At 67.4% G+C, this 11,137-nt stretch carries 12 protein-coding genes; 5 read left to right on the forward strand and 7 right to left on the reverse strand.

Going from position 1 to position 11,137, the window contains the following annotated elements:
• Nucleotides 1-124 precede the first annotated feature (124 nt).
• Nucleotides 125-859, reverse strand: a complete 735-nt coding sequence (locus ASE50_RS04305) for a FadR/GntR family transcriptional regulator (RefSeq protein WP_156347295.1) — start codon at nt 857-859, stop codon at nt 125-127.
• Between the two features lie 73 nt (nt 860-932).
• Between ASE50_RS04305 and ASE50_RS04310 the strand changes: the two genes are divergently transcribed.
• From ASE50_RS04310 to ASE50_RS04325, 4 genes are all read left to right on the forward strand, one after another.
• Complete coding sequence (locus ASE50_RS04310; RefSeq protein ID WP_056396105.1) at nt 933-2,513, forward strand: sodium/sugar symporter; 1,581 nt, start codon at nt 933-935, stop codon at nt 2,511-2,513.
• Nucleotides 2,504-3,382, forward strand: a complete 879-nt coding sequence (locus ASE50_RS04315; RefSeq protein WP_056396108.1) for a 2-dehydro-3-deoxygalactonokinase — start codon at nt 2,504-2,506, stop codon at nt 3,380-3,382. The genes ASE50_RS04310 and ASE50_RS04315 overlap by 10 nt, the downstream gene beginning before the upstream one ends.
• Nucleotides 3,370-4,008 carry a 2-dehydro-3-deoxy-6-phosphogalactonate aldolase gene (locus ASE50_RS04320; protein WP_056396110.1) on the forward strand — a complete coding sequence of 213 codons (639 nt, stop codon included), beginning with the start codon at nt 3,370-3,372 and terminating at the stop codon, nt 4,006-4,008. The genes ASE50_RS04315 and ASE50_RS04320 overlap by 13 nt, the downstream gene beginning before the upstream one ends.
• Nucleotides 4,009-4,346: 338 nt before the next feature.
• Nucleotides 4,347-4,829 (forward strand): DUF1440 domain-containing protein, encoded by a 483-nt coding sequence (locus tag ASE50_RS04325; RefSeq protein ID WP_056396113.1) that lies wholly within the window; start codon nt 4,347-4,349, stop codon nt 4,827-4,829.
• 107 nt (nt 4,830-4,936) lie between these two features.
• Here ASE50_RS04325 and ASE50_RS04330 read toward each other — a convergent pair whose 3' ends face one another.
• The 5 genes from ASE50_RS04330 to ASE50_RS04350 all read right to left on the reverse strand — a co-directional run bounded on the left by ASE50_RS04330 (nt 4,937) and on the right by ASE50_RS04350 (nt 9,086).
• Nucleotides 4,937-5,332 carry a hypothetical protein gene (locus tag ASE50_RS04330; RefSeq protein WP_235512151.1) on the reverse strand — a complete coding sequence of 132 codons (396 nt, stop codon included), beginning with the start codon at nt 5,330-5,332 and terminating at the stop codon, nt 4,937-4,939.
• Nucleotides 5,329-6,087, reverse strand: a complete 759-nt coding sequence (locus ASE50_RS04335) for an exonuclease domain-containing protein (protein ID WP_056396116.1) — start codon at nt 6,085-6,087, stop codon at nt 5,329-5,331. The genes ASE50_RS04330 and ASE50_RS04335 overlap by 4 nt, the downstream gene beginning before the upstream one ends.
• Before the next feature lie 303 nt (nt 6,088-6,390).
• Nucleotides 6,391-7,758 carry a phosphoglucomutase/phosphomannomutase PgmG gene (pgmG, locus tag ASE50_RS04340; protein ID WP_056396119.1) on the reverse strand — a complete coding sequence of 456 codons (1,368 nt, stop codon included), beginning with the start codon at nt 7,756-7,758 and terminating at the stop codon, nt 6,391-6,393.
• A 262-nt stretch (nt 7,759-8,020) separates the two neighbouring features.
• Entirely contained in the window at nt 8,021-8,275 is a 255-nt protein-coding gene (locus tag ASE50_RS04345) for a J domain-containing protein (RefSeq protein WP_056396123.1), read from the reverse strand.
• Nucleotides 8,276-8,288: 13 nt separating this feature from the next.
• Nucleotides 8,289-9,086 (reverse strand): division plane positioning ATPase MipZ, encoded by a 798-nt coding sequence (locus tag ASE50_RS04350; protein ID WP_056000313.1) that lies wholly within the window; start codon nt 9,084-9,086, stop codon nt 8,289-8,291.
• An 82-nt stretch (nt 9,087-9,168) separates the two neighbouring features.
• Here ASE50_RS04350 and panC point away from each other — a divergent pair, with 82 nt between their 5' ends.
• Nucleotides 9,169-10,008 carry a pantoate--beta-alanine ligase gene (panC, locus tag ASE50_RS04355; protein WP_056396129.1) on the forward strand — a complete coding sequence of 280 codons (840 nt, stop codon included), beginning with the start codon at nt 9,169-9,171 and terminating at the stop codon, nt 10,006-10,008.
• Nucleotides 10,009-10,104: 96 nt separating this feature from the next.
• On the opposite strand, the gene ASE50_RS04360 is transcribed toward panC, so the two are convergent.
• Entirely contained in the window at nt 10,105-10,845 is a 741-nt protein-coding gene (locus tag ASE50_RS04360; RefSeq protein WP_162236157.1) for a helix-turn-helix domain-containing protein, read from the reverse strand.
• Nucleotides 10,846-11,137 lie beyond the last annotated feature (292 nt).

Below are 11,137 nucleotides of genomic sequence, written 5' to 3' on the forward strand. Positions count from 1 at the left end.
CAACCATACGCCCCGAAAATGCCTCGGCTTCCAAACCCCCGCCGAAGCCTTCATCCCGTTGCACTTCGAATGTGAATCCACACCCGGGTCAAGCCCGGGGTGACGGGGAAGAGCGCCATCGCGTCTACCCCTCCCCCCGATCCTCGATCAGGTCGAGGACGTCGCCGATCAGCGCGCGCATCGCCGCGCGGGCCGCGACCGGATCATGTGCGGCGATCGCTTCGGCGACCGCCGCATGTTGTTCGACGCTGGCCGATCGACCGACGATGGTGTTGGTGAAGCGGATCGAGGTGTTGAGCGCGGTCGCCACCGTCTCGCGGAACTGCGCGTAGAAGGGGTTTTTCGTCGCGAGCAGGATCGCGACGTGGAAGTCGATGTCGGAGTCGAGCGGATCGTCCTCGCCCCGTTCCGCCGCCGCCATCCGGGCGAGACCCTCGGCGATCCGTGCCTGATCCTCCGCATCCGCCGCCACCGCCGCCAGCGCCGCCGCCTCCGGCTCGATCGCGACGCGCAGCTGGTTGAACTGGCGCAGCAGGTCGACCGAGAATTTGCGGTCGAGCAGCCAGTGCAGCACATCGGGATCGAACAGGTTCCACGCCGCCGCCGGGCGCACCACCGTCCCCTGACGCGGGCGGGCGCTGACCAGCCCCTTGGCGGTCAGCATCTTCACCGCCTCGCGCGTTACCGACCGACTGATGCCGTGCGTCTTGCCGATTTCCGCCTCGGTCGGGAACGGGCGTTCGTCATATTCGCCGGTGACGATGGCGCGGCCGAGCGTGTCGAGCGTCGCGCGGGTCAAATTGCCGCCGGGCATTCCCGTCATCCGCGCCGCCATCCCGTCTCCTTTCGGTTCGTCCATGCCGCTTGGCACTGGACACAGTGCATTCATCGTATAATTGTCCGGCATCAAAAGCTAGGCCGGGGAGGAAACCATGCGTCTGTCGACGATCGATCTGATCGTCGTGATCATCTATGCGATCGGCATCTTCGGCCTGGCGCAATGGGTGAGCCGCGACAAGGGGGGGCATCAAAAGGATAGCTCCGATTACTTCCTCGCGTCCAAGTCGCTGCCATGGTGGGCGATCGGCGCGTCGCTGATCGCGGCGAATATTTCCGCGGAGCAGATCGTCGGCATGGCCGGGTCGGGCTATGCGATCGGCCTCGCCATCGCGTCGTACGAATGGATGGCGGCGCTCACGCTGCTGATCGTCGGCAAATTCTTCCTGCCGATCTTTTTGCGCAACGAAATCTATACGATGCCGCAGTTCCTCGAACAGCGGTACGGCCCGTCGATCCGCACCTTGATGGCGGTGTTCTGGCTGGCGCTGTACGTGTTCGTGAATCTCACCAGCATCATCTGGCTGGGGTCGATCGCGGTGACGCAGGTCGCGGGCGTCGACCAGACGGTGGCGCTGATCGGGCTCGGGCTGTTCGCGCTGCTGTACCAGTTGCGCGGGGGTTTGAAGGCGGTGGCGCTGACCGATATCGTGCAGGTCACACTGCTGGTGTTCGGCGGCCTCACCATCTCCTACCTGACGCTGTCGCAGATCGGCGGCGATGCCGGGGTGATGGGCGGGTTCGCCGAACTGACGCGCCGCGTGCCCGAGAAATTCGACATGATCCTGACCGCGGACAATCCTTTCTACAAGGATTTGCCGGGCCTGTCGGTGCTGATCGGCGGCATGTGGATCGCGAACCTGAGCTATTGGGGGTTCAACCAGTATATCATCCAGCGCGCGCTGGCCGCCAAGTCGCTGCCCGAAGCGCAGAAGGGCATCGTCTTTGCCGCCTATCTCAAGCTGCTGATGCCGCTGGTGATCGTCGTGCCGGGCATCGCCGCGGTGGTGCTCGCGCCCGATCTCGCCAAGCCGGACGAAGCCTATCCCACGATGATGCGGCTGCTGCCCTCGGGGCTGCTCGGCCTCGTCTTCGCCGCGCTGATCGCCGCGATCATCGCGTCGACCGCGTCCAAGATCAATTCGATCGCGACGATCTTCACCCTCGATCTCTACGCCAAGCGCACCAGCCAGAGCGGGACGATGGACGCGGTGATGGAGCGCAAGCTGGTCCGCATCGGCCGCATCGCCGCCACGGTCGCCATCCTGATCGCGATCGTCGCCGCCAGGCCGCTGCTGGGTGGCGCGGATCAGGCGTTCCAGTTCATCCAGGAATTTTCGGGCTTCTTCACGCCGGGGATCACCGTGATCTTCCTGCTCGGCCTGTTCTGGAAGCGCGCGACCGAAGCCGGTGCGATCGGTGCGGCGGTGGCGTCGGTGGTGCTGTCCTATCTGTTCCGCACCTTCGCGCCGGGCATTCCGTTCATGGACCGGATGGGGCTGGTGTTCCTGCTCAGCCTTGCGCTGGCGGTCGTGCTGTCGCTGGCGATCAAGGGACGCGGCGACGCCAACCGCATTACGATGCAGGGCGTGTCGTTCGGCACCTCGACCGGCTTCAACATCGCCGGTCTGGGCGTCATCCTGATCCTGATCGCATTGTACGCGACATGGTGGTGAGCCCGTTCATCGCCCTCGACTGGGGCACGACCAACCGCCGCGCCTACGCCATTGAGGACGGTCGCATCGCTGCCGTGGTCAGGTCGCCCAAGGGCGTATCGGCCATGACGGCCGACGACTATCCGCAGGAACTGGCGGCGATCCGGGCCGAACTGGGCGACCTTCCCGTGCTGATGGCGGGCATGGTCGGGTCGACGATCGGCTGGCGGGTGGCACCCTATGTCACGGTCCCGGCCGACATCGCCGACATCGCCGCGCAGCTGACATGGATCGACGATCGGACCGCGATCGTGCCCGGCCTGTCCTTTACCGACGGCAGTCACGGCGACGTGATGCGCGGCGAGGAGGTGCAGCTGCTCGGCGCGGCGCTCGCCGGACAGGTGCCGCCCGACGCGCTGCTGTGTCAGCCGGGCACCCATTGCAAATGGGTCGAGCTGACCGGTGGCAAGGTCACCGCCTTCACCACCGCGATGACCGGCGAACTGTTCGCGCTGCTCAAGGGCGGCGGCGTACTGGCACCGCAGCTGACCGCGCCGGTGACCGCCAGCGATGCGTTTCGCGACGGCGTTCGGGAAGGCGCGAAGCGCGACCTCGCCGCCAGCCTGTTCGGCATCCGCGCATCGCACGTGCTGGGCCTGCGCGACCCATCGCACGCCGCTTCCTATGCCAGCGGCGTGCTGATCGGCAGCGACGTGGCGGCGCGTATCGGCGACGGCCGCGACGTCCATCTGGTCGCCGACGGCGATCTCGCCACCCTCTACGCCACCGCGATCGAGACGCTGGGCAGCCGCGCCATTGTCAGCGGCTGCGAGGATGCCTTTATCGCCGGTATCACCCACATCCGAAAGTTGTCCGCATGCGCCACCTGACCGCCTTCGACACCGCCTTTGCCCGCTGCCCGCTGGTTGCGATCCTGCGCGGCGTCCAGCCGCACGAGGTGGAGGCGATCGGCGACGCGCTGATCGATGCCGGCTTCGCCATCGTCGAAGTGCCGCTCAACTCGCCCGACCCGTATGAAAGCATCACCCGCCTGTCGAAGAAGCTGGACGGCTATGCCGCGGTCGGCGCGGGCACGGTGCTGAGCGTCGAGCAGGTCGACCGGGTCGAGGCGGCGGGCGGCACGCTGATCATCTCGCCCAACGCCAATCCCGCGGTGATTTCGGCGGCGGCAGAGCGCGGGCTGGTGGCTATGCCCGGCATCGCGACCCCGACCGAAGCCTTTGCGGCATTGGAAGCCGGTGCCGCCGCGCTGAAACTGTTCCCCGCCGAAGCCGCCAGCCCGGCGGCGATGAAGGCGATGCGCGCCGTCCTGCCGCGCGACGTGCGAATGCTGCCGGTCGGCGGCATCGTCCCGTCGGTGCTGGCCGATTGGCACAAGGCGGGTGCGGCCGGCTACGGCCTCGGTTCGGCGCTGTATGTGCCGGGCATGGATGCCGAAACCGTCGGCGAGCGCGCGCGGGCGTTCGTGGCGGCATGGAACGCGCTGGAGAAGTAAGCGACTATCCGGCGCGGACCGGTCGCCGTTCGATCAACTGCCCCATCGTTACCCCGGACTTGTCGAGACCTCTGCGAAAGTATCGATTCCTGCCCCCTAGCGTACCCCCGCGCAGGCGGGGGTCCAGGGTTCCAAGCACAAGCCGTTGTTCTGCCTGGCTCTGGACCCCCGCCTGCGCGGGGGTACGGTCCCGTGTAGTCGAGGGCGCGACGTTCGCAGAAGCCTCGACGGATGACGGGGTGGCGGGGAGGAGAACGCTACCGCACCGTTCCGCCCGGACGCGGAAACCCCTGCCCCGTCAACCGTTTGCCTCGCTCCCCCATGCCGGAGCACCGCCCATGTCGCATCCCCGTCCCGTCCTCGGCCTGTTCGCCGGGATCGCCGCCGGCCTGATCGCCGCCGCCGCGATGGCCGCGTTCCAGTCGGTCGCCGCCGGGCCGATGGGACAGGACCAGAGCGACGACGATCCCGCAACGGTGAAAGCCGCCGACAAGGTCGCGATCGCCACCACCGGCGACCGCGTCCCCGACGCCTACCGCCCGCAGGCGGGACAGGCGGTGCATTACCTGACCGGCGCGGCGCTGGGCGGGCTGTACGGCGTGCTCACCGAATATCGTCCGGGTGCGGCGCGCGGTTTCGGGAGCCTGTACGGTATCGCGACCTCGGCGCTGCTCGACGAAACGGCGGTGCCGGCGACAGGGCTGGGGTCGGCGCCATGGGAGACGCCGGCCGCGACCCACGCCTATGGCGCGCTGGCGCATCTGGTGTTCGGGGTATCGCTGGAAGGGGCGAGGTCGCTGCTGGGTGGGCGACAGGGGTAGGCTTCCCTCCCCTCCCTCAGCCATACCCGTTCGGTTCGAGCAGCTTCGAGCGAAGTCGAGAAGCGAACGGATGGGGCAGGGTGGAGGTAGGATAAGGCAGGAATAGCCTACCGCCTGACCAACTCCACCGCCCCGACCTCGATCACCGGCACTTCCCATGGATGCACCGCGACGATCGCCGCCAGCGCCGCCGCGATATCCGCGCCCTCCGCCGCATAGGTCTTCACCACCACGGTCGGCACCACCTCGGCCTCGCCGGCCCGTCCGGTCGTCGGCAGCGCGTCCTTGCCGGGCACGAAACTTTCCAGCCCGAAACCCAGTTCGAATACGCCGCGATATGGGCCGATCGCGCCCAGCACGTCGCTGGCCCGGATCACGCCGACCACCCCGGACAGCACCGGACCATCGGCCAGCGCCGCCGCCTCACCCGCCTGCAACCGCGCCAGCACATTGGCCGATACCGGGCAATGCACCCGCACCACCTGCATCGGCGTCAGCGTCACAGCAACAGCCAGTCGTTGCGGCTGCGCGGCTTGATCTCTCCCCCACCCTGACGCCGCGCCACTTCGGTCTCGGCAGTGTAGCGGACATCCTCGTCGCGATCGGTCAGGAAGCCGTCGAGCGAATCGTCGTCGATCTCGGTCCATGCCCGCCCGCGATCGGGACCATAGCGCACGCGCGGCAACAGGCCGGGCAGCCGCGACCATTCGAGCAGCTGCGCGATCGACGCCTCGTTCAGCATGTCGCGCAGGTGGAAGGCGGTGACATAGGCATCGGGAAACGCCCGGTGCGCGGGCAGTCCGCGCTCATGCGCGATGCCATAAGGCTTGCGCCAATAGCGCAGCATCTGGTTCGAAAAGCCGGGACTGTCGGGCCAGAGCCGCAGCGCGCACTTCCACGTGCAGATCCAGTCGGCACCGTGCGTCAGCTGCGCGGTACAGAATTTCTGTTCGAAATCCGCGCGATGCGCCGCCAGCGCCACGCGGCGCGGATACGGATCGAGCACGCGGCGCGCGATATCCTGCCACCACGGCGCATCGGCGACCTGTTCGTCAAGGATATGGTGCACCGCCTGCGTCACCGGCGGGATCGGGCGGCCGGGATTGACGAAATGCGCACCGCCCTCGCCATGAATTTCCCAGCGGCCGTCCTCACCCAGCGCCACGTCCTGCCAGCCGACCTCGCACACGCCATGCGCGGGGGGAGCTTGCCCGGTGGTTTCGAGGTCGACGACACGGATGATCTGCGGTTGCGCCATTGGCGACAGATGGCGCTTCGGGGGCGGAAAAGCCACCCCGGGGGCGGCGAGGGTCCAGTTTGGGACGAGCAAGGATGGTTCGCGCAAAGGCGCAAAGGACGCGAAGGGGTTGCGTTGGGGTCGGCCACGTTTCTCTCCTCCCTGACAAGGGAGGGGTCAGGGGTGGGTAGGCCCGTGGTATAGCGTAGCATTCCCTCGCAGGCCGACCCACCCCCGGCCCCTCCCTTGTCAGGGAGGGGAGAGGAAAGGCTGCCCCGAACGCAACCCCTTCGCGCCCTTCGCGCCTCCGCGCGAACCGACCAGCTACCCCCGCACCACGCCCGACGCCGCCAACTGCGCATCAACCTCCGCCAGCAACCGCGCCAACCCGTCCTCATTCCGCGCCTCCGCCCGCGCGGTCAGCACGTCCTGCGTGTTCGACGCGCGCAGCAGCCACCAGCCGTCCGCCGTGGTGACCCGCGCGCCGTCGGTGGTGTTCACGTCCGCGCCCGCCGCCGCCAGCCGTGCCAGCACCTCGTCGACCACCGCGAACTTGCGCGTCTCGTCGACCTTGAAGCGCAGTTCGGGCGTGGTCGCCATTTCCGGCATCGCATCACGCAGCTCGGTCAGCGACGACCCGCTCAGATGGATCGCGCGGATCAACCGTACCGCCGCATAGGGCGCATCGTCGAACCCGAAATCGTCGCCGCCGAAGAACACATGCCCCGACATTTCGGCGGCCAGCGGCGCGCCGGTTTCGAGCAGCTTGGTCTTCATCGGGCTGTGCCCGGTCTTCCACATCAGCGGCGTGCCGCCCAATTCGGCGATGCGATCGAACAACAGCTGGCTGGCCTTTACATCCGCAATGATCGTTGCCCCCGGCGTTTCGCGCAGTTGCGGTTCGGCCAGCAGGATCAGCAACTGGTCGCCCCACAGCGTCCGCCCCCGGCCGTCGACCGCGCCGATCCGGTCGCCATCACCATCGAACGCCAGCCCGAAATCGAGGCCCTTGTCGGCGACCAGCCGTTTCAGGTCGACCAGATTGGCTTCCTCGGTCGGGTCGGGGTGATGGTGCGGGAAGCGGCCATCGACTTCGGTGAACAACAGATGATGTTCGCCGGGTAACAGCGCGACCAGCCGCTCGATCACCGGCCCCGCCGCGCCGCTGCCCGTGTCCCAGCCGATGCGATAGCTGCCGCCGGCATAGCCCGCCATCAGCCGCCCGACATAGGCGTCGACATGGTCGTGGTCGGTGACGGTGCCCGTGCCATCGTCCCAATCGCCCGCCGCCGCCATCGCGCCCAGCCGCTGGATATCGTCGCCGAAGAACGGGCGATGCTGCAACACCATCTTGAAGCCGTTGTAATCGGCCGGATTATGGCTGCCGGTAATCTGGATACCGCCATCGACCTCCAGCATCGCTTCGGCATGATAGAGCATCGGCGTGGGGCCCAGGCCGATGCGGACCACGTCGACCCCGCTCGCGGTCAGCCCGGCGACCAGCTCCGCCTCCAGCGCCGGCGACGACAATCGCCCGTCGCGCCCGACCACGACGCGGGTGCCGCCGGCGCGGCGCACCAGCGTCGCGAACCCGCGCCCGATCGCATGCGCGTCGGCGGTGCCCAGCGTCCGCCCGACGACCCCGCGAATGTCGTATTCGCGCAGCGAACTGGGGTGGAAGTCATGCGCCATGCCGGAATCCTCGCCGTTACAAGGCGGACGAGTTTAGGTCGAAGCAGGGACGGAGAGCAGAGAAAAGAAGAGGTTCGCGCAGAGGCGCAGAGGCGCAGAGGAGTTGCGCCTGCCGCGAACCACCCGCGACCGGGAGACCGTACGCAACGGTTCAACCGGTCGGAAGGCCCGCTGGCGCGGGTGCCGTCGCGCTGCACGCAACCCCTCCGCGCCTCTGCGCCTCTGCGCGAAAACTACCTTCTTCTTGTCTTCCGACCGAATCTCAATGCCGCAGCCGCCCCAGCAGCACATCCCGCGCCGCATTGATCCGCCGCGCCAGATCGGCCGATCCGCCGCGATCGGGATGCACCGCCTGCATCAGCCGCCGGTGCGCGGCGCGAATTTCGCCCACCTTCGCATCCTTGCCGACGCCGAGGATCGCCCGCGCTTCCGCCTCGCCGCCGACCTTTTTCGGCTTGGCGCGCAGCCATAGCCAGAAGGCGAGGATCACCGCGACGATCAGGACGAGCTTGAGCATCGTTCCTGCCGTGTCAGATCGCGGTCGGCGCGCCGAGCGGTTCGGGCAGTTGCAGCCCGCCCATCATCTCGCGCAGTTCCTGCCGCGCGGCGACATGCGCCAGCCCCATCTCCCCGAATTCGTTGCGGTCGAGCATGGTCAGCCCTGACGGGAACAGCTCGCGATACACGACGCGTTCGGACAGGCCGGGCGTCACGCGAAAGCCGACACGCTTCGACAGCGAATTGATCGCCTCCGATACGCGACGCATGTTGCGCGCCTCGATATGCTGCAATCTGTTGCGCAGCACGACCCAGTCGATGGTCGACCCGTCGATCTTCGCGCGGTGCTTGCGCGTTTCCCAGATCAGTTCGGAATAGAAGCTCGGCCGCGTCACCTTGAACGTGTCGGGATCGACCTGTCCGATCAGGTCGAAGTCGACGAAGCTGTCGTTCATCGGCGTGACCAGCGTGTCGGCATTGGTCACCGCGATCCGCGCGAAGCGATCGTCGCGGCCCGGCGTATCGATCACGAGATATTCGGCATTTTCACCCAGCCGGCCGAGCGCGTCGTTGAACCGCGTCATGCTTTCGCCGTCATGCGTGTCATAGACCGGCATCGGCAGGTTGCGGCCGGTGCGCTTCATCGTCTCCGCCCGGTTGTCGAGATAGCGGCCCAGCGTCCGCTGGCGATGGTCGAGGTCGAAGCACGCGACCCGCGCACCTTTTGCCGCCAGGGCGATGGCGACATGCACTGCCGTCGTCGACTTGCCGGTGCCGCCCTTTTCATTGGCGAACACGATGACGTGCAACCGATCCGAACCTTCGTTCAAGCGCGCAACCCAACCTTGTTGATCCCGAGCGGCCTGATCCAGTAAAGCCGCCTCCCCCACCCATATCGAAGGGCCATCGGCCGTGCAAATTATACGTCGGTTGGAGGTGCTTCGCGAAGCGCTCGGCCAGTTTACCCAGGCCGGGGAGAGCGTCGCGCTGGTTCCAACCATGGGCGCGCTCCATGCCGGGCACATGGCGCTGGTCGATGCCGCCCGCCGCCGCGCGCCGCGGGTCGTCGTGTCGATCTTCGTCAATCCGAAACAGTTCGGTCCGAACGAGGATCTGGCGCGCTATCCAAGGCGGGAGGCGGCCGATGCGCAGATGCTGTCCGAGGCCGGCGTCGACATATTATGGGCGCCCGAGGTCGAGGAAATGTACCCGGCGGGCTTTGCGACCAATGTCAGCGTGGCGGGGGTCAGCGACGTGCTCGACGGGGCACACCGCCCCGGCCATTTCGACGGGGTCGCGACCGTCGTCGGCAAATTGTTCGGACAGGTCGGCCCGGCGGTCGCGCTGTTCGGCGAAAAGGATTTCCAGCAACTGGTGGTCATCCGGCGCATGACCGCCGACCTGAACCTGGCCGTAGAGATCGTCGGCGTGCCGACCCAGCGCGAGGATGACGGCCTCGCGCTGTCGTCACGCAACATCTATCTCGACGAAACCGAACGCGCCCGCGCCGTCGCCCTGCCCCGCGCACTGGGCGAGGCGAAGCGCGGCATCGAACGCGGCGACGATCCCGCGACCGCGCTGGCAGCGGCGGTGGCGATGCTGACCCGGGCGGGGTTCGACACCGATTATGTCACGCTGGTCGACGCCGAAACGCTGACCGCCCCCATCCGCGGCCGCCCCGCCCGGCTGCTGGCGGCGGCGCGGATCGGCACGACCCGGCTGATCGACAACATCGCGGTGACGTTCGACTGACGCGCAGCCGGGGGCTTGCGTCCGCCATCGCCCGCCTTCGCAAGGGTAAGGCAGATAATCGGGCCATCCGGATCTACGTCCGGCCTGACCCGCCCTTCACAACGGGACAGCGGTGTCGGTCGAAAGGCCGAGTGGATGGTGCGAGGCGATCGCGAAGCGGGCCTGCATCACGTCGCGGACCAGCACATCGTCGGCCTGCAGGAACCGGGTCGGGGTCACGCCGATGAAGCGTTTGAAGTTGCGGTTGAAATGCGCCTGATCGGCAAACTCCTCGGTCCAGACCGCGCGGCGGTTGTCCATGCCGATGGCGAGGGCGGCGGCCATGCGCATGATCTTCTGCTTGTTGGCGAGCACGCTTGGCGGCAGGCCGCAGGCCGCGGTCGTGATCCGGTCGAGATGACGCCGGGAAACCTGCAACGACGCCGCCAGCGCATCGATGTCGTGATCCTTGCCATTGGCCCATGCGGTGATCGTGGCGATGCGCGGATCGACCGGCAACGCGTCACGCAACCGGTTGCACAACAGAGCGTCGATCCGTCCGGCAAGCGTCGCATCGTCGTCCGCCGCGCTGCCGGCCAGCGGCAGGTCGGCGTCGTCGCCCCAGACATCGTGCAGCGCGGCGACGCGGTCGACCATCGTCCCGGCGGCCATCGGCAGCAGCGCCGCCCAGCCTTCCGGGAACAGCCCCAGCCCGATGACGACCATCGGCCCATGGGTTTCAAGCTGCATCGCCGCCGATGCGGGGCCGAGGATGGCGGCACGACCGATCGGCTGTGCTTCGCCGCCGCGCGCGCGCCAGGCGAACGCTCCCTGTATCTGCCAAGTCAGTTGCGGCAACAGCGCGCCGGCCCAGCGCTGCCGAAAAGGTTGATCACACCGATATACATATATTGCGTCGACCAGCCCCTGTAACGACGGGTGCTGCGGCAAGTAGGTCATGCGCGTCGTCATCGTTCGCCCCCACGATCGATTGATGTGCCCGTGTCGCGCCGATGTCCGATTCATTCAATACTTTGTCTGGGTCGATCGGCGATATCGGGTTTGCAAGCAGGGGGTTGGGGGCGCGACGGTCCGCGATGGACCGCAAGGGACAATCGGATCGATGCCGTCGCGACCACCATGGTCGCGG

Origin of the sequence: Sphingomonas sp. Leaf5 (genome assembly GCF_001421155.1) — a bacterium.
Classification (GTDB): Bacteria; Pseudomonadota; Alphaproteobacteria; order Sphingomonadales; family Sphingomonadaceae; genus Sphingomonas.